The sequence below is a fragment of the Gemella haemolysans genome, from assembly GCF_028308085.1.
Lineage (GTDB): Bacteria > Bacillota > Bacilli > Staphylococcales > Gemellaceae > Gemella > Gemella haemolysans_D.
Genome location: NZ_JAQMFS010000047.1, coordinates 1 through 19,622 on the forward strand (window position 1 = coordinate 1; position 19,622 = coordinate 19,622).

Consider the following 19,622-nt stretch of genomic DNA (forward strand, 5'->3'; position numbering starts at 1 on the left):
TACTTAAATTATAGAGGAATTTTACATTCTTTTCTATTTTTTTATAAATTTAAATACGGCTGATATTTATTATCAACCGTATTTATTATAGACTCTAAAAAAAGCACATCTGTTTTTTGTTACTCTATAGCAAAAATTCTTTTTCTAAAGAAGATTTAATTTCTATTGTATGTTCTGTAACTGGGTGTGGAAATTCAACTTTTAATGCTCCTAAATACATTTTATCGTATTTATATCCATCTTTAGAATAAAGTTTATCACCAATAATTGCAACTCCATTAGAGGCTAAATGAACACGGATTTGATGTGTTCGACCGGTTTCTAATGATACTGTTACTAAAAACTTGTTTTGGTCTATTTTTACACAGTCAAGTATATTAGTTATAGCATTTTTACCATTTCTTGTTACAGCCATTTTATTTTTTTCTTTACTATCTCTACCTATATTTGAATTGATAGTTTGTGGTTTAATATTATTTTTTATTAGTGCAGAATAGTAACGTTTAATTTGTCTTTGTTCAAGCATCTGATCTAGTTTTGCTTTAACTAATGCTGTTTTGGCTAATATTACTAATCCACAAGTATCAGTATCAAGTCTATGGATAGGTTCTAAGTAGTTATAGTCGGAAATTAAATAGTTTACCAATGTATTATCTTCTAATTCTACATCATTCGGGTGTGTTTTTATACCGAATGGTTTAGAAACAACTAATAAGTATTCATCTTCAAATTCTTTAGATATAGATACTGTAGAATTTTCTCTATATTTCGACGTCACTAAGTCTAAGTTAACTTCTAAAATATCTCCCGCTTTTAATGGTGAGTTTAATTCCGCTTCATTTGAATTAATTTTAATTGTATCTTTATTGTGATGATTATTCATTCTTATAGTATGGATATTTTTCTTTGAAACTTTTAAAAATTGACTTAAGTAACTCTCTACTGTAGGTAAAGTTTTTGTTATATTGAATTTCATTGAGACTCCTTGTATAATTTCTTTTCTTAATAATAATATTATATACTAAATTGATGATATAAGAAAGGAAAATGAAGATTATAGTATTGTAAAATTAACTTAAAAAAACTTTATAAAATAGGGAATTTCAACTTGATTTTAACTATAAAATATAGTAATATATAACTTGTGATTTAATTATACTAAACAGTGTGTTTACTAATAATAAACTTAAATAACGATAAGTTTACTGATGGTAAACAATTATTACAATAAGTTAGATAATAATAAACATAGATAACGAAAAGTTAGATATTGATAAACAAATATTTATTTTTTGTTATAGTAAGGAGAAGTTATGTATTCTATAGGTGAAAGATTAAAAAGACTACGTATACAAAAGAACCTCACCCAAGAAGAATTAGGTGAACGTACAGACTTGAGTAAAGGATATATATCTCAGGTAGAACGTGACCTAGCATCGCCATCGATGGAAACTTTTTTTAATATACTACAAGTATTAGGTTGTGCGCCTAAGGACTTTTTTGATAAAGAAAGTACAAGCCAAAAAGTTTATTATTCTTTAGAGGATCAAACTAGTTATGAGGAGACGGATGAAGGATATGAACTTACTTGGTTGGTTCCTGAATCAAATGAAAAGGAAATGGAATCCTTAATTTTAAAACTAGAGAAAAATTCTAGTTACAAAACATTTGATCCTTCAGAATCTGAAACATTATGTTATGTTCTAAAAGGGAAATGCAAATTAAAATTAGGAGATGAGGAATTTATAGCCTCAACAAATGAAAGTTTTTATTTTTTAGCTACATCTGAACATAGATTATCAAATCCATTTGATGAAGAATGTGAAGTATTAATAGTAGCTACTAATTCGTATTTATAAGGAGAAAAAAATGGCAAATATTGTTGAATTCAAAAATGTATCAATGACTTTTGGTAATAATAATGTACTAAAAAACATTGATTTAGAAATAGAGAAAGGTAAATTTTATACATTACTAGGACCTAGTGGTTGTGGGAAAAGTACAATTCTAAAATTAATAGGAGGATTCTTAAGTCCGACTTCAGGTGATGTATTATTGGATGATAAGGTAGTAAATGATTTACCAGCAAATAAAAGGCACGTAAATACTGTATTCCAGGATTATGCTTTATTCCCACATATGAATGTTTTTGAAAATGTGGCATTTGGACTTAAAATAAAAAATGAGAAGAAAGAAATTATAAAGAAAAAAGTTAAGAAAGCTCTAAAACAAGTAAACTTAGCTGGATTTGAAAATCGTGAGTTAACTGAGATGAGTGGTGGACAAAAACAACGTGTTGCTATTGCACGTGCTATCGTTAATGAACCTGAAATTATTCTTCTTGATGAATCTTTATCAGCATTAGACTTAAAATTACGTCAAGAGATGCAGTATGAACTTCGTGAGCTTCAACAACAAACGGGAATTACATTTATCTATGTAACTCACGACCAAGAGGAAGCTTTAGCGATGAGTGATTATATCTTTGTAATGAACCACGGTAAAATCGAACAAAGTGGGACACCTACTGATATTTATGATGAACCGGTTAACCGTTTTGTTGCTGATTTCATTGGTGAATCTAATATTGTTAATGCTGTTATGTTAGATGACTATTTAGTAGAAATCTATGGTAAACAATATGAATGTGTTGATGCTGGTTTAGATAAAAATAAACGTGTAGAAGTAGTTATTCGTCCAGAGGACTTAGAAATTACAAGTGCAGATAAAGGTAAAATCAGTGTTGTAGTAGATACTCAGTTATTTAGAGGAGTTCACTATGAAATTTGTTGTTTAGATGACCAATATAATGAGTGGATTGTTCATTCAACAAAAGAAGCAAAACCGGGGGCTGCCGTAAGCTTAAACTTTGATCCTGAAGCAATTCATATCATGGTACCTGGAGAAACAGAAGAAGAGTTCGATGCTCGTCTTGAATCATATGAAGAGGAGGAGTAAAAATGTTTAATAAAAAAACTCGTTCATTTTTTATGATTCCATATGTAATGTGGATGTTACTTTTTGTAGTATTTCCAATTATACTTATCGTCTATCATTCATTTAGAGATATAGATGGAAACTTCACATTAGCTAACTATAAAATATTCTTTAGTAGCACATATGTACTTATGACACTTTACAGTTTTTGGTATGCTTTCTTAATTACATTGATATGTTTGGTAATTAGTTATCCATTAGCGTTTGCTATTAATAAAAGTAAGCATAAAGAACTATTACTTTTACTGATAATTTTACCAACATGGATTAATATCTTATTAAAAACTTATGCGTTCTTAGGTTTATTTGGAGAATATGGAACAATTAATAGTTTCTTAGAATACATAGGTATCGGTAGTCAGAGTTTACTATTTAATTCATTTAGTTTTATTTTTGTATCTAGTTACATTTTCTTACCTTTTATGCTATTACCAATATATAATTCGGTATCTGGAATGAACAAGAATTTAATCGAAGCATCTTATGACCTAGGAGCAGATTTTAAAACTACATTTATGAAAATTATTTTACCACTTAGTATTAATGGGGTGAAAACTGGTATTCAGGTAACATTTATTCCAGCTCTATCATTATTCATGATTACTCGTTTAGTAGCAGGAAATAAAATAATAAATTTAGGTACAGCTATTGAAGAACATTTCTTAGTTACTCAAAACTGGGGAGTAGGTTCAACAATCGCAGTATTCTTGATAGTGGTAATGGGAATTATAATGGTTCTTACAAATACTAAAGACAAAACTAATTTTGGAGGTAGAAAATAATGAAATTAACTTCAAAAATATATTTAGGGGTTATCTTTGCAATATTATATATACCTCTAATTTACCTAGCATATTACTCGTTTAACTCAGGTAAGACAATGATTGATTTCGAAGGTTTTTCTTGGAAACATTATGTAGATTTATTTGAAAATACGCGAATGATGGTTATTGTAATTAACACAGTGGTAGTTGCATTATTGTGTGGACTATTTTCAGCAATCTTTGGAACGTTAGGTGCTCTAGGGATATATTCTTTAAAATCTAATAAACAGAAAAATTCATTCCTAGTTGGTAATAATATTCTGATTGTAAGTCCTGACGTTATTATCGGATGTTCATTCTTATTAATGTTTACATTTATTTCTAAGTATACAGGCTTAGATACTATTCAAGGTTTTTGGTCTGTATTATTATCTCATATTGCATTTAGTATTCCAATCGTTGTATTAATGGTATTACCTAAATTATATGAGATGCCAAGAAGTATGATTGATGCAGCAATAGACCTTGGGGCGACTTATCCTCAAGTATTAAGTAAGATTGTAATACCTTATATTACACCAGGGATTTGGGCAGGATTCTTCATGGGATTAACTTATTCATTAGATGATTTCGCTGTGACGTTCTTTGTTACAGGTAATGGATTCCAAACACTTTCTGTTGAAATATACTCAATGGCACGCCAAGGAATTAACTTACAGATTAATGCTTTATCTACAGTTTTAACTATCTTTGTTGTTGTAGCGGTATTAATTTATTATGTAATCAATACTAGTAAATTAAAAAGGGAGGTAAGATAATATGAAAAAGTTACTTATTTCAGCAATTTCAATATTAGTTATCTGTTTAGGACTTTTATATAGTCGTAATTTTATAGATAGTTCGAATAGTGGGGATAAACAAACTTTAACAATTTTCAACTGGGGAGAATATATTGATCCAGATTTAATTAAGAAGTTTGAAGAAGAAACTGGAATTTCAGTAGTATATGAGACATTTGACTCTAATGAAGCTATGCTTACAAAGATTCAGTCAGGATCTACACCATATGACATAGTAATACCATCTGACTATATGATTAAGAAGATGAAAAAGTTAAATTTACTAAAAAAATTAGATCACAGTAAAATTGAAGGATTTGATAATATTGATGAACAATTTAGAGATAAAAGTTTTGATCCGAAAAATGAATATTCAATTCCTTATTTCTGGGGAACACTAGGAATACTTTATGATAAAACTAAAGTTCCTGAAGATCTTAAATTTGAAAAATGGAATGACCTTTGGGATGCACGTTTAGAAAATAATATATTATTAATTGATGGTGCACGTGAAATGATGGGAATTGCTCTTCAGTCAGAAGGAAATTCTGTAAATGATACTAATGAGGTAAACCTAAACCTAGCAGAAAGAAAATTAGAGTTACTTCATCCAAATATCAAAGCTATAAACTCAGATGAGAAAAAGATGCTTATGATTAACAATGAAGCATGGGTTTCTGTAGTGTTCTCAGGTGATGCTAAAGCTATCATGGGTGAGAACGAAAATATGGTATATGCCTTACCGAAAGAAGGAACGAATCTATGGTTTGATAACATTGTAATTCCAAAAACTTCTAAAAACGAAGAAGCGGCATATAAATTTATTAACTTTATGTTAAAACCGGAAAATGCAGCGAAAAACTCTGAGTTTATTGGATATGCTACACCGAATACTAAGGCTAAAGAGTTACTCCCAGAAGAAACTACAAGTGATGAACAATTTTATCCTGATTTAGAAGGTTTTGGAGACAGGGCAGAAGTGTATCAAGATTTAGATCCGAAAATGCTTCAACTTTACAATGATTTATTCTTAAAATTCAAGATTAATAATAGAAAATAAAACGAGATTATCGTATTGAATATGACTCTCTTTACTGGATAGAAAAATCAGTAAGGAGAGTTATATTTTTGTAAGTTTTGACCATCGTTGTTTTATTATTGTATAATTATAGTATATCTAAGTGAAGTACAAAAAGGGGGGCATAACTATGAAAACAAGTACAGCGATTCTGTTGATGTTACCATGTGAAATCCTAATTTTTTCTGCTATCCTTTTGCCTAGTGAATATATAAATTATGCAATAGCTTTTATAATGTTTTATATTGCAGGGGTATTATTTATTATAGCCAAGTATATTCTAAGGGGGGATAATGCTCATTTAATTAGTGGTATCAGCATAAGTTATGAAGAAGCGAAGTTATCAGAAAATATTGAAAAGTACACAAAGGATAGTAAAAGAACTGGAAGAATTTTGCAAATAACTGGTGTTTGTTGCTTAGTAGTTGGATTATATAATATTTTATTTTAATTTATATAGATAAAATTAAATATAGATTAATCAATGCTCTATAAAGTTTATATAAAGGATAAATAAATATGACTTATGGTTTAAATAGTAGTTTTAAGAGACAATTAAATAATAAATCAAAAAATAAAAGGTTATTAGCTGTAATCATATTAGTGTTGATAATTGTGTTTTCAATTGTTTTAACTGATAGGGAAGGTGGAGCTACACCTGAAGAACTCGTAAAAGGGTGGATGAAAGCTGTGAGAAAAAATGAATTTGAAAAAATGTTTGATTATATCTACTATGACAATAAAAAAGATAAAGATGAATCCGCTCAAGAATTCAAGAAAATATCCAAAGAAGAAAAATACAAGTTAGATATGTTAAAGTCCTTCGTTAATGATAATGAAATAGAAGAAGTTAAAATGATTGATTTGAATACGTTTATAGTTAGATTTAAGAAAATAAATAAAAAAGACAATTTGGATAAAAAATACTTAATAAATGATGGCAGAAGTTTTTTAACTGTAGAAAAGCATAAAGGAAAATGGTTTTTAAAGAAAAATCAATTATGGTAGTAATTTATCTTAAAAAGAAGAAATATTCTGTTTAATAAAGAGATTATCTAGTCGGATAATCTTTTTAATTTTTTTAGTTGCATACGCTATTATTTAATTGTTTTATTGTTATTATTAGGTACTTTTTATATCATTGACAAAAGGAGTAAAGCTTTAGTATAATAAATTATTGAGAAGAATTGTATTTATTAATAAAATTTTAAAATATTCCATATTTTATCTTCCAAAAATTAATAAAAAGGAGAAAGTTTTTATGAATAATAGAGGACAAAATGTAAGTCCAAACGGAACACCTCAAAATAACCATCCAAATCAGGGCTATCCTCAACAAAATAGTCAACATCAAGGAAATGGTTATAATGGACAGAACCCGCAAAATTTAAATAGAAATGTAAATAATCAGAATCCTTATCAAAATCAAAATCCACAAGCAAATAATGTGAATAATCCCCAATTTCAAGGATATCCAAATGGTCAAAATCAACCGCATAATAATGCAAATAATCAGCAATACCGAGGATATAATAATGGACAAAACCCCAAAAATAATAATGTGAACAATGCACAATATAGAGGAAATGCTAATAGTCAAAATTTACAAAATAATAATGTGAATAATCAACAGTTTAGAGGACAAGGTTATAACGGTCAAAATCCTCAATTCAATAACATGAATAATCCACAATTTAGAGGACAAAGTTATAATGGACAAAATCCTCAATTTGGGAATATGAATAATGGACAGTTTAATAATCAAAATGGTTATAATAATCCTAATCAATTCAATCCACAATTCAGAACAAATAACCAAAACTTTAACCCAATGTATGGAAAAAGAAAAGTAGATAATAAAACTATTGGGATTATTGCTGCAATAGCTGCAGCTGTAGTAGTTATCGCTTTAATTATTTTTAGTGGAAGTGGAAAACCAGGTGCATCTACACCAAAAGGTGCGGTTGAAGGATGGATTAGTTCTGTTAAGTCAGGCGATTTAGAAAAAATGATAGATTATGTTCATTTTGAAAGTGTAGAATCTAGACAAAAAGCAATTTCTGAACTAAGAAACTTGAGTGAAGATGATAAACAGAAATTAACTATGGCAAAAGGACTTGTAGGTCTAGTTGAAGTTGGAGAAACAAAAATGATAGATGATAGAACAGCAAAAGTTTCTCTAAAAGTAAAAGGTGTGGATTTAGGCTCTCTTTTTGGTAGTAGTAGTGGTCAAACCATAAAAGTAATAAAAGTTAATGGAAGATGGTTCTTAACAGAAAATCCATTCTAATTTTTTGAAATTATAGGTGAAAAATAAAATATAATAGTTAAAAGGATATACTTAAAATGTAGATTTTTTATTAAATTTTACTTTTGAGTATATCTTTTTTTACTATAAGTAAATTTAAAATTATGTTATAATATATTAGTTAAAATAATTTAGGAGGTTTGTATGTTTCAAGCGTTATATAGGAAATATAGACCACAAACATTTACTGACATAGTAGGTCAAAATCACATTGTTTCTGTCTTGAAAAATGCGATTGATAAAGATCAAATTAGTCATGCCTATTTATTTTATGGATCTCGAGGTACAGGTAAAACTTCCATTGCAAAAATATTTGCAAATGAAGTTAATGGTAATGAAGAATATCAAAAAGAAAATGTAGATATTATTGAAATTGATGCTGCAAGTAATAATGGTGTAGATGAAGTACGTGATATAAAAGAAGCTATTAAATTCTTGCCTACAGAAGGTAAATATAAAGTTTATATCATTGATGAAGTGCATATGCTAACTACAGCAGCATTTAATGCATTATTGAAAACGCTAGAGGAACCACCTGCTCATGTGATATTCATATTAGCTACTACTGAAATTCATAAAATACCAGCGACTATCTTATCAAGATGTCAGAGGTTTGAGTTTAAAAATCTTTCACAAGAACAATTAATTGATAGACTAAAGTATATTTCAGAAAATGAAGGAATAGTAATTGAAGATGCAGCTATAGAGAAAATTGCAACTCTTGCTAAAGGTGGACTGAGGGATGCAATTAGTATACTAGATCAAGTATCTAACTATTCAGAAAAAATTACTTTAGATCACATTTTAGAAGTTACTTCTTCAATAAGTGAAGATGATATTCTTGAATTTTATAGAAGTCTTTTACAAGGAGATGTTACAAAATCTTTATTAACATATAATAATTTCGTTAGCCAGGCTAAGGATACTAAATTGTTACTTAATGATCTTATTAATGTAACACGAGATGTAGTTGTGTATAAAAATTTAAATAACACAACGTATACGGTATATAATATTGACAAAATAGCTGAAGAAGTTAATAATGTTGGATTTGACTATTTTTATAAAATTATAGAATATTTATCACAAACGGAGCAGTATATTAGATTTTCGACAGAATATATGAGTTATATGCAAATTTGCATTGTAAAAATATGCTCGAAAGAAGAAACTGTTAATCAGACTACAGTTCAAAATAGTGTTGATAATTCTGTATCAAATTCTAGACCAGTTGAATTAGAAAATAGAATTAGGATGCTTGAAGACAAATTAAATCAATTAAGTAATAATACAAATAGTCTATCTGAAAATTCAATTAGTAAATCATCGCAAGAATATATTAAAAATAACAGTGATAAAGAGGTAGATACTACTAGTTGGCAAGGTGCTCCAAAAGAAGAGATTAAGGAAGTGATTATAAAAGATAAGAATAAGATTATCGAACTTATGAAGACTTCAAGTGAGAATTTTACCAATTATGCAGCAAATGTTTTTAATAAGATAATTAATGAAAGCTTGAATTCAAATAATCCAGAAGTAGTAACTATGAGAGAATTATTTAGCTCTTGTCAATTAGTAGCTTCTTCTAAAGAAGGAGGATTATTAGTTTTTAGTGAAGTAGATAATATGGTAAAAATGGCTCCAAATTCTAAATATAAAAAATATTTGGAAAGTCTATTCAAGAGATTTATCGGAGTAGATTACTCGATTTATACAATTCAAGATCATCAGTATATTGTTCTTAAAGATGAACTTGCAAATCCTGTTGTAGAAAGCAATTTGATTGAAGAAGAAGTTGAAGAAAAGACGATAACTAAAATTGATGAGTTATTTGGAGATATAATAATAGAAAACTAGCATTTGAAAAAATACTTGAAAATAATTGAAATAACTTGAAAAAAATTCCAAATTATTGACAAGTAGTAAAAATTTAAATAGAATTATAATATAAATTGACATTAGGAGGAAATATTATGCGTGGAATGGGAAATATGCAACAAATGATGAGAAAAATGCAAAAAATGCAAAAGGACATGTTAGCAGCCCAAGAAGGATTAAAAGACCAAACTGTTGAAGGAACTGTATCAGGTGGTATGGTAACAGCAATAGCTAATGGTGATGGAAAAATATTAGATATTAAAATTAAAGAAGAAGTAGTTGATCCAGAAGATATTGAAATGCTTCAAGATATGATTTTAACTGCAGTAAATGATGCACTTGAAAAATCTACTCAATTAAAAGAGGAAACATTAGGTAAATTTACAAACGGATTAAACATCCCAGGACTATAAGATGCAATATCCTAAACCGATTTTAGATTTAATAGACAGTTATTCATTGTTACCTGGTATAGGAAAGAAAACTGCGGTAAGATTAGCGTTTCATACTTTGAAAATGAATGATGATGATATAAAAAACTTTGCAGATAGTTTAGTACATTTAAAAGAAAAGCTAACTAATTGTGAAGTATGTGGACGTCTTAGTGAAGATCATGTGTGCGATATTTGCTCTGATGCAGGTAGAGACAAATCGATGATTTGTGTTGTTGCTAATGATAATGATTTAGTAGCAATGGAGAATATGCAACAATATAGAGGTGTATATCATGTACTTGATGGTTTAATTTCACCTATGGATGGAATAGGTCCACTTGATATTAATATAAAGTCTCTTTTTGAAAGAGCACAAGATGAAACAGTAAAAGAAATAATACTAGCAACTAACTCGTCTCCAGAAGGTGAGGGAACAGCAAGTTTTATTTCAAGATATTTAAAAAATACAGATATAAGAGTTACCAGAATAGCTCAAGGTATTTCCTTTGGAAGTGATATTGAGTATGTTGATGAAGTTACTCTATCAAGGGCTATTTCAGGTAGAATAGAGCTATAATTTAGGAGGACAGTTTATGTCACAAAAATCAGTAAACGCGATAAAAGTATTGGGTGTTGATGCGATTAACAAAGCAAAATCAGGACACCCTGGTGTAGTAATGGGAGCAGCACCAATGGCTTACTCATTATTTACAAAACACCTTAGAGTAAATCCAAAGAAAACTGACTGGATTAATAGAGATAGATTCGTATTATCAGCAGGACATGGATCAATGTTACTATATTCATTATTACATCTTTCAGGATTTGAAGATGTATCTTTAGAAGAAGTAAAAAACTTCCGTCAATGGGGTTCTAAAACTCCTGGTCACCCAGAGTTTGGACACACTAAAGGTATTGATGCAACAACAGGTCCACTAGGACAAGGTATCTCTACAGCAGTAGGTATGGCCTTAGCAGAAAGATATTTAGCTGCTAAGTACAACAAAGAAGGTTATGACTTATTTAATCACTACACATATGTAATCTGTGGTGATGGAGATATCATGGAAGGTGTAGCTTCAGAAGCATCAAGCTTTGCAGCAGTACAAAAATTAAATAAACTTGTAGTATTATATGATTCAAATGATATCTGTCTAGATGGAGAAACTAAAGATGCATTCTCTGAAAATGTTCGTGCTAGATATGAAGCATACGGATGGAACACTATCCTTGTAGAAGATGGTGCAAATGTAGACGCGGTTAGCGCAGCAATTGAACAAGCTAAAAAATCTGATAAACCTACGTTAATCGAAGTAAAAACAATTATCGGAGCTGGTTCACCTAATAGACAAGGAACAAATGGAGTTCATGGTGCACCATTAGGTGATGAAGAAACAGCATTATTCAGAAAAGAAATCGGTTGGGAAAATGAACCATTCGATATTCCTGCTGACGTATATGCTGATTTCAAAGCTAATGTTGCAGAACGTGGTGAAAACGAATATGCAAAATGGGAAAAATTATATGCAGATTATAAAGTAAAATTCCCTGAATTAGCAAAAGAGTTAGAAGAAGCTCTTACTCGTGAAGATATTAAACACTTATCAAAAGAAAGCTTCAGCTTCAAAAATGTAGGAGAAGCTCAAGCAACTCGTAATTCATCTCAAGATGCAATCAATAGTGTTGCAGCTGTATTACCAACATTCTTCGGAGGATCAGCTGACCTTTCACACTCTAATATGACATTCATTAAAGGTGATGGATTACAAGATGATAAACACAGAACAGAACGTAATGTACAATTTGGTGTTCGTGAATTTGCTATGGCTACTGTACTTAATGGGTTAACATTACACGGGGGTGTACGCGTATTCGGTGGTACATTCTTCGTATTTTCTGACTACCTAAAAGCGGCATTAAGATTATCAGCATTACAAAACTTACCTGTAACTTACGTATTTACACATGATAGTATTGCAGTAGGTGAGGATGGTCCAACACACGAACCAATTGAACACTTAGCATCATTAAGAACTATTCCAAATACATATGTGTTTAGACCTGCTGATGCGACCGAAGCACAAGCTGCTTGGTATCTATCACAAAAAACAAATAATAAACCAACATCAATTGTATTAACACGTCAAAACTTACCAATTTTAGAAAATTCTTCATTTGAGAAAGTTGCTAAAGGTGCTTATGTTGTTTACGAAACAGCAAAAGACTTCGATACTATTTTAATCGCTACAGGATCTGAAGTTGCATTAGCAATTGATGTAGCACGTGAATTAGAAAAAGATGGTTCAAAAGTACGTGTTGTAAGTATGCCTTCAGTTGAATTATTTGAAGAACAATCAAAAGAATATAAAGAAGAATTATTACCATTAAATGTACGTCGTCGTGTATCATTAGAAATGGGTAACAGTGCTCTTTGGTACAAATATGTTGGTTTAGATGGATTAGCTATTGGAATTGATAAATTTGGAGCTTCTGCACCTGCGAATAAAGTAATCGAAGAATATGGATTTACTGTTGAAGCAGTTGTAGAGAAAATTAAAAATGAGCTATAGAGAAATTCGCCCAGGCGATATTATAAAGGTAAAAGTGACAGCAGTTAAACCATACGGTGCTTTTATTGAAACAAGAGATAAGATGGTAGGTTTAATACACATTTCTGAAATTACAAATTGTTTTATATTCGATATAAGTAGTTATATAAAACAAGATGAAATTTTGGAAGTAAAAGTCCTATCTATCAAGGATAATAAAATTAATGCAACATTAAATTTTAAACAAAAAAAAGACAATGATAAAAAAGAAATTAATAGCCTTGACACTTTAAATTTTGTGTACGGATTTGACACACTTAAACAAAATATGAAGCTTTGGCAAAAAAAAGCAATACTCGAAATGAGAAATTCTAAATAATTTCTATTGACAAATGTAATTTAACTGTTTATAATAAACTTAAATATTAAATGAAGTTTAGGAATTAAAAGTTAGTAGTATTATTTAAAAGAGAGAATCTAGTGGTGAAAAGGATTCATAATATAACTTTTATGCTACCTATGTAGTGCTTCATCGGCATTCATGCCGTTATAAAAACTAATGAGGAGTGCAAAGTACTCGAATTAGGGTGGTAACACGATTATAGTCGTCCCTTGTGTAATTAAATTTACACAAGGGACTTTTTTATTTTATTTGTTAGCTTGAAAGGAGAATATAAATGAAACAACTAACATCAACACAAATTAGAAGAATGTATTTAGATTTCTTCGTAGAAAAAGGACACAAAATTGAACCAAGTGCATCTTTAGTGCCAGTTGATGATCCTACATTATTATGGATTAACTCAGGGGTTGCAACACTAAAAAAATACTTTGATGGTAGAGAAATACCTGAGAATCCAAGAATTACTAACTCACAAAAATCAATTAGAACTAATGATATTGAAAATGTAGGTAAAACTGCGCGTCACCATACATTCTTCGAGATGTTAGGTAACTTCTCAATTGGTGACTACTTCAAAAATGAAGCAGTACCTTGGGCGTGGGAATTCTTAACTTCTGAAAAATGGTTGGGATTAGAAAAAGAAAAATTATCAGTAACAATTCACCCTGAAGATACAGAAGCATATGATTTATGGCACAATGTTATTGGGCTTCCTGAAGAAAGAATTATTCGTATTGAAGGGAACTTCTGGGACATCGGTGAAGGGCCTTCTGGACCAAATACTGAGATTTTCTATGACCGTGGAGAAGATGCTGATACATGGTCACCAAAAGAGGAAATGTACCCAGGTGGAGAAAATGATAGATATCTAGAGATTTGGAACGTAGTATTCAGTCAATATAACCACAATGCTGATGGTACCTATACTGAACTTCCTGCGAAAAACATAGATACAGGGATGGGATTAGAGAGAATTGTATCTGTATTACAAGATGTTCCAACAAACTTTGATACAGACCTATTTATTCCAATCATTAGAGAAATTGAAAAACTTTCTGGTGCTAAATATGGTGTAAATGCTGACCAAGATGTGGCTTTCAAAGTTATCGCTGACCACATTAGAACTGTAGTATTCGCTATCGCAGATGGAGCATTGCCATCAAATGAAGGACGCGGATACATACTTAGAAGACTTTTACGTCGTGCAGTTAGATATGCAAAAGTTTTAGGTTTAAATAACTCATTTATGTACAAATTAACAGATGTTGTTGCAGAAATTATGGAAGACTACTATCCAAATGTTAAAGAGAGTGCAAACTTTGTTAAAGATGTAATTCTTAAAGAAGAAGATAGATTCCATGAAACATTAAACGAAGGTGAAGCAATCTTAAATAATATTGCTAAAGAAGTTAAAGATACAACGAAAGTAATTTCTGGTAAAGATGCATTCAAACTTTATGATACTTTTGGATTCCCAATTGAATTAACTGAAGAATATGCAGAAGAATTAGGATTGATGGTTGATATTGATGGGTTTAATAAAGAGATGGAAAAACAAAAAGAACGTGCTCGTTCATCTCGTCAAGAAGATTCTTCAATGCAAGTACAATCTGACCTATACAACAGAATAGTAGGAGACAGTGAGTTTACTGGATATACTAAACTTACAGATGAAGGTAAACTATTAGCTATAGTTGATAAAGAAGATAACTTATTAGAAAACTATAAAGGTGAAGAGAACGTAAAAGTAGTATTCGATAAAACTCCATTCTATGCAGAAAGTGGTGGTCAAATAGCTGATAGAGGCTTAGTATTAGCAGAAGGATTCAAAGCAGAAGTAATAGATGTTAAGAAACTTCCAGATAAACGCCACATTCACTTAGTAAAAGTACTAGAAGGGGAATTAGTAGTTGGTAAAGAATATAAACTAGAAGTAGATAGAGCTTATAGATTAAATATTGAGAAAAACCATACTGCAACTCACTTATTAAACGAAGCGCTTCGTCATGAAGTTGGTTCACATATTAAACAAGCAGGATCATTAGTAACTGATGAAAAACTAAGATTTGATATTACTCACTTCGCTCCACTAACTAAAGAAGAAATTGAAAAAGTTGAGAAAGAAGTTAACAAGCAAATTTGGAATGCATTAGAAATTAAAACTGAAGAAATGCCAATAGCCGAAGCAAGAAAACTTGGAGCACAAGCACTATTCGGTGAAAAATACGGAGATGTAGTTCGTGTAGTTTCTATCGGAGATTATTCTATTGAATTATGTGGTGGTACTCACAATGCTAACAGTGCTGAAGTAGGAATCTTCAAAATTGTTTCTGAATCAGGTGTAGCTGCAGGTGTACGTAGAATTGAAGCTTTAACAGGAAAAGCAGCATACGAGTATTTAAGAGAACAAGAAGAAACACTTCGTTCTGTTGAAAAATTAACAAAAGCTAATGCTTCTAATGTAGTAGAAAAAGTTTCTGGATTACAATCAGAAATTAAGAAACTAGCTAAAGAAAAAGAAAGCTTACAACAAAAAATCGCTAATGCTGAATTAAACAACTTAGTAAATAATATTAAAGAAGTAAATGGTGTAAATGTACTGACAAGCGTAGTTGAATCAGAAAACATGAATCACTTAAAACAACTTGTTGATAATGCTAAGTCTAAATTAGAAAATTATGTTATCGCATTTGCTTCAGTAAATGAAGATAAAGTAAACTTTGTAGTAGCTGTAGATAAAGCTATCACTGATAAATACAATGCAGGAAAATTAGTAAATATTCTTGCTACAGTATGTGATGGACGTGGTGGTGGACGTCCAGATATGGCTCAAGCAGGAGCAAAAAACAAAGATAATATCGATAAAGCATTCGAAGAATTATTAGCTAGTATCTAATATATTTTCTGAATGATAATAGGGAAGAGATTGCCCAAAAAATAGTTTTAAGGATTAACTATTTTAAGGTAATCTCTCCCTTTTTTCCTGAAAATATGGTATAATTAATAGGATTATTATGGACAAATAATAATTTAATATTGGATTGTACTAGTATTAAATATAATTTCGGAGGAAATGAAAATGGAAACTAAAAAATTAGGAAAAGTAGAAATCAACCCGAATGCATTAGAAGTTATTGCAAACATTGCGGCAACTGAAGTAGAAGGTGTTTCAAAATTATTAGGAAAAAAAGTTTACTCTCGTGGAGTAGAATTAGAATTTGCTGGAAGTGAATTAGTTATCGATGTATATTGTAATTTGAAATCAGGATTCTCTGTAGCTAAAACAGCAAGAAAAATTCAAGAAAATGTAAGAAATTCAATATTTAATATGACAGAGATTAATACTAAAACTGTAAATGTTAATATAATTGGAATTGATTTTTAATTTAGGAGATATAAATGAAGAGCAGACATGAACTTAGAGAAGCGGTTTTTAAAATTTTATTCCAGGTAGAAAATACTGAACTAGATTTTATTGAACTGTTAGACTTAGAACAAGAAGAAATTTCTACAAGTATTTATGTAAATAAGACATTAACTGAGATTATTGAAAAGAAAGATGAAATTGATGAGGTAATTTCTGATAATTTAAAAGACTGGAAATTAGAACGTTTATCAAAAATGGATAGACAAATATTACGTATTGCAGCTTATGAGATTCTTTATAGTGATATTCCTTACAAGGTTTCTATCAATGAAGCAGTTGAACTTTCAAAAAAATATAGTGAAAAGGATGAAAGTTATAAATTTATCAATGGAGTACTAAAAGGAATTGTAGAAAACTCGACAAAATAAGAGGTAAAGTTAGATGGAAGAAAGAACATATCTAACCGTTACAGCATTAAATAAATATATTGAGAGGAAGTTTTTATTAGATCCTTACTTAGGTGAAATATATATAAAAGGTGAAATTTCTAATTTTAAACTTCACAATAACAATAATATATATTTTTCAATAAAAGATGAAAATACTAGAATAAACGCAGTTTGGTTCGGAGCAAAATCGAAGGATTTTAAAGATGGTGATACAGTTTTAATTAAGTCAAAGATTAATTATTACTTCCCTCGTGGAGAGCACAACCTTCTAGTTACCGATATGAAAAAAGATAGAGTCGGTGAATTATATCAAAAGTTTTTAGAACTAAAGGAGAAATTAGAGAAAGAAGGACTTTTTCTACCTCAGTATAAAAAACAAATACCAAGTTTTGCACAAAAAATAGCTGTTGTTACAGCAAAAACTGGAGCAGCTGTTCAAGATATTACTAGAACAATTCAACGTCGTTTTCCTATAGCAAAGATAAATGTTTATTCTACTTTAGTACAAGGTGATAATTCTGTTCAAGATATAGTTAAAAATATTAAACTAGCTGATGATGGTTCTAATGATGTAATTATACTAGGTCGTGGTGGTGGATCTATAGAAGACCTTTGGAGTTTTAATACTGAAGAAGTAATTAGAGCGATTTTCAACTGTAAAACACCAATAGTAACAGGAATAGGACATGAGACTGATACGACGCTTGCAGATTTTGTATCTGATAGAAGAGCTTCTACACCAACTGCAGCTGCGGAATTAGTAACACCAAATATTGAGGATATAAAAAATAGAATATCATTTAATTATGATAAACTAAATAATACTATAAATTATATTCTCCAAAATTATAAGAATAGAATAAGTAATAGTGAAAATAATCCATACTATAAAAACTATTCAAAAATATTTACTGAGTATAGAAGAACTGTTGAGTTGTTAGAAAGAGAACTTAGTAAATCCTTGCAAATTCTTGTTAAGGATAAGAAAAATAGTTTATCAATTTCAACGGATAAATTTTTAAATTTTGATTTTTTAGCTAAATTTAAAGAAAACTTCACAAATGAGATTAATCGATTAGAAGCTAATTCTCCGTTAAATATTATGAAAAAAGGTTATTCTGTTGCTTTTTTAAACAATGAAAAGATAACATCTGTTACAAATGTAAATGCAGGGGATGATATAACTGTTCAATTAGCTGACGGAAGTCTTGATTGTAAAGTTAATAATATATCCGATAAAGGAGTTAAGTAAATGGGTAAAGAAAATTTTGAAACAAGTTTAATGAATCTTGAGAAAATTGTTGCAGAATTAGAATCTGGAAAATTATCTTTAGAAGATTCATTAGAGCGATATAAACAAGGAATCGATTTGATTAAAAACTGCAATGATTTAATAAGTAATGCAGAGAAAGAAGTAGCTAAATTAACTAAGGATTTCAAAGAAGATGAATAATTTTAAGAACTTCATAGAAGAAAACAAGGATCAATTAAATAGTTTTGCTAAAGAATATATTGAAAAATTAGAAATGCCTGATATTTTAAAAGAATCTATTACTTATTCATTAGTGAATGATGGTAAGAAGATTAGGCCATTATCATTTTTATATTTATTAAAATACTATGAAGTAGATTATACAAAGTATTTTGATATTGCACTTGCTATTGAATTAGTGCATACATATTCATTAGTTCATGATGACTTACCAGAGATGGATAATGATGATTATCGTTGGGGTAAATTAACAAATCATAAGGTATTTGGTCAAGATCTCGCTGTCCTAACTGGTGATGCTATGCTTACTTTGGCTTTTGAAGTACTTAGTGATTCGAGTGTTGAACCTAGTTTGAAAGTAAGATTAATCAAACAGTTTGCTAATTATTCAGGTGCTATGGGTATGATTGCAGGTCAAGTGTATGATGTAAAACAAAAAAATTACAATGTCGATGCTGACTATTTAAGAAAAATGCATAGTTTGAAAACAGGACGTTTAATAGAATTACCGATGGATTTCGCTTGTTTAGTTGCAAACAGAGTTGTAGATTATGAGAACGTTAAAGAATTTGGTAGACAGTTAGGTATAGCTTATCAAATTAAAGATGATATACTTGATTATTATGGTGATTTTGATAAAATTGGGAAATTGCCAAGTGATGAGGATATGATTACATATCTTAGCTTCTATGGTATTGATGAATGCGAAGAATTACTTCAAAAACATACAGATAATGCCATTAATATAGCAAAACAACTAAATAATAGTTTATTAATAGATTTTTCAGATTATTTATTAAAACGAGATAAATAGTTTAAAATAGTAACTTAAATATAAATATTAATATACAATTTTAATTGTGTTTTGCATAATAAACTAATTAAATCTTTTATAAAGGTTAGGGTTATCTTTATAAAAGATTTTTTTAATATAATTTATAATCTTAATTAAATAATATATTGAAAACCGGTTGTATACTAAATCCGGGGCATGGAAAAATTCCAGCCCCGGATTTCAATTTTTATATACAAAAAGACAAATACCCAATATAATTAAAGTGTAG

20 protein-coding genes are annotated in these 19,622 nt (G+C 29.6%); 19 read left to right on the top strand and 1 reads right to left on the bottom strand.

The features are described 5' to 3' along the window. Nucleotides 1-124 precede the first annotated feature (124 nt). Complete coding sequence (locus tag PNO30_RS03255; RefSeq protein WP_271987145.1) at nucleotides 125-976, bottom strand: RluA family pseudouridine synthase; 852 nt, start codon at nucleotides 974-976, stop codon at nucleotides 125-127. Nucleotides 977-1,313: 337 nt separating this feature from the next. Between PNO30_RS03255 and PNO30_RS03260 the strand changes: the two genes are divergently transcribed. The 19 genes from PNO30_RS03260 to PNO30_RS03350 all read left to right on the top strand — a co-directional run bounded on the left by PNO30_RS03260 (nucleotide 1,314) and on the right by PNO30_RS03350 (nucleotide 19,372). Continuing rightward, nucleotides 1,314-1,859, top strand: coding sequence for a helix-turn-helix domain-containing protein (locus PNO30_RS03260; RefSeq protein ID WP_003146140.1), 546 nt, complete (start codon nucleotides 1,314-1,316; stop codon nucleotides 1,857-1,859). A gap of 10 nt (nucleotides 1,860-1,869) precedes the next feature. Next, the gene (locus tag PNO30_RS03265) at nucleotides 1,870-2,958 is read left to right on the top strand and encodes an ABC transporter ATP-binding protein (RefSeq protein ID WP_271987146.1); all 1,089 of its coding nucleotides are present in this window, start codon (nucleotides 1,870-1,872) and stop codon (nucleotides 2,956-2,958) included. A 2-nt stretch (nucleotides 2,959-2,960) separates the two neighbouring features. Further along, complete coding sequence (locus tag PNO30_RS03270) at nucleotides 2,961-3,779, top strand: ABC transporter permease (protein WP_271987147.1); 819 nt, start codon at nucleotides 2,961-2,963, stop codon at nucleotides 3,777-3,779. Beyond that, a complete protein-coding gene (locus PNO30_RS03275; RefSeq protein WP_271987148.1) occupies nucleotides 3,779-4,579 on the top strand; it encodes an ABC transporter permease in 801 nt (266 codons plus the stop codon). Before PNO30_RS03270 ends, PNO30_RS03275 begins: the two co-directional genes overlap by 1 nt. 1 nt (nucleotide 4,580) lies before the next feature. Beyond that, a complete protein-coding gene (locus PNO30_RS03280) occupies nucleotides 4,581-5,660 on the top strand; it encodes an ABC transporter substrate-binding protein (protein ID WP_271987149.1) in 1,080 nt (359 codons plus the stop codon). A gap of 148 nt (nucleotides 5,661-5,808) precedes the next feature. Continuing rightward, nucleotides 5,809-6,129, top strand: a complete 321-nt coding sequence (locus PNO30_RS03285) for a hypothetical protein (protein WP_271987150.1) — start codon at nucleotides 5,809-5,811, stop codon at nucleotides 6,127-6,129. Nucleotides 6,130-6,197: 68 nt separating this feature from the next. Further along, nucleotides 6,198-6,686 carry a hypothetical protein gene (locus PNO30_RS03290; RefSeq protein ID WP_271987151.1) on the top strand — a complete coding sequence of 163 codons (489 nt, stop codon included), beginning with the start codon at nucleotides 6,198-6,200 and terminating at the stop codon, nucleotides 6,684-6,686. Nucleotides 6,687-6,939: 253 nt separating this feature from the next. Further along, complete coding sequence (locus tag PNO30_RS03295) at nucleotides 6,940-7,968, top strand: DUF4878 domain-containing protein (RefSeq protein ID WP_271987152.1); 1,029 nt, start codon at nucleotides 6,940-6,942, stop codon at nucleotides 7,966-7,968. A gap of 162 nt (nucleotides 7,969-8,130) precedes the next feature. After that, complete coding sequence (gene dnaX, locus PNO30_RS03300) at nucleotides 8,131-9,843, top strand: DNA polymerase III subunit gamma/tau (RefSeq protein ID WP_271987153.1); 1,713 nt, start codon at nucleotides 8,131-8,133, stop codon at nucleotides 9,841-9,843. A gap of 116 nt (nucleotides 9,844-9,959) precedes the next feature. Then, nucleotides 9,960-10,277, top strand: a complete 318-nt coding sequence (locus PNO30_RS03305; RefSeq protein ID WP_003146124.1) for a YbaB/EbfC family nucleoid-associated protein — start codon at nucleotides 9,960-9,962, stop codon at nucleotides 10,275-10,277. Nucleotide 10,278: 1 nt separating this feature from the next. Beyond that, complete coding sequence (recR, locus tag PNO30_RS03310; RefSeq protein WP_271987154.1) at nucleotides 10,279-10,875, top strand: recombination mediator RecR; 597 nt, start codon at nucleotides 10,279-10,281, stop codon at nucleotides 10,873-10,875. Between the two features lie 16 nt (nucleotides 10,876-10,891). After that, nucleotides 10,892-12,868: a transketolase gene (gene tkt, locus PNO30_RS03315; protein ID WP_271987155.1), complete on the top strand. Its 1,977-nt coding sequence runs from the start codon at nucleotides 10,892-10,894 to the stop codon at nucleotides 12,866-12,868. Further along, nucleotides 12,858-13,226: a S1 RNA-binding domain-containing protein gene (locus PNO30_RS03320; RefSeq protein ID WP_271966330.1), complete on the top strand. Its 369-nt coding sequence runs from the start codon at nucleotides 12,858-12,860 to the stop codon at nucleotides 13,224-13,226. The genes tkt and PNO30_RS03320 overlap by 11 nt, the downstream gene beginning before the upstream one ends. Before the next feature lie 298 nt (nucleotides 13,227-13,524). Then, on the top strand, nucleotides 13,525-16,146 hold the full coding sequence (gene alaS / locus PNO30_RS03325; protein ID WP_271987156.1) for an alanine--tRNA ligase: 2,622 nt from the start codon (nucleotides 13,525-13,527) through the stop codon (nucleotides 16,144-16,146). Between the two features lie 183 nt (nucleotides 16,147-16,329). Then, nucleotides 16,330-16,635: an Asp23/Gls24 family envelope stress response protein gene (locus PNO30_RS03330; RefSeq protein WP_271966328.1), complete on the top strand. Its 306-nt coding sequence runs from the start codon at nucleotides 16,330-16,332 to the stop codon at nucleotides 16,633-16,635. A 14-nt stretch (nucleotides 16,636-16,649) separates the two neighbouring features. After that, nucleotides 16,650-17,045, top strand: coding sequence for a transcription antitermination factor NusB (nusB, locus tag PNO30_RS03335; RefSeq protein ID WP_271987158.1), 396 nt, complete (start codon nucleotides 16,650-16,652; stop codon nucleotides 17,043-17,045). Nucleotides 17,046-17,058: 13 nt separating this feature from the next. Then, complete coding sequence (xseA, locus tag PNO30_RS03340; protein ID WP_271987159.1) at nucleotides 17,059-18,318, top strand: exodeoxyribonuclease VII large subunit; 1,260 nt, start codon at nucleotides 17,059-17,061, stop codon at nucleotides 18,316-18,318. Further along, a complete protein-coding gene (gene xseB, locus PNO30_RS03345; RefSeq protein ID WP_271987160.1) occupies nucleotides 18,319-18,519 on the top strand; it encodes an exodeoxyribonuclease VII small subunit in 201 nt (66 codons plus the stop codon). Continuing rightward, nucleotides 18,512-19,372, top strand: a complete 861-nt coding sequence (locus PNO30_RS03350) for a polyprenyl synthetase family protein (RefSeq protein WP_271987161.1) — start codon at nucleotides 18,512-18,514, stop codon at nucleotides 19,370-19,372. The genes xseB and PNO30_RS03350 overlap by 8 nt, the downstream gene beginning before the upstream one ends. Nucleotides 19,373-19,622 lie beyond the last annotated feature (250 nt).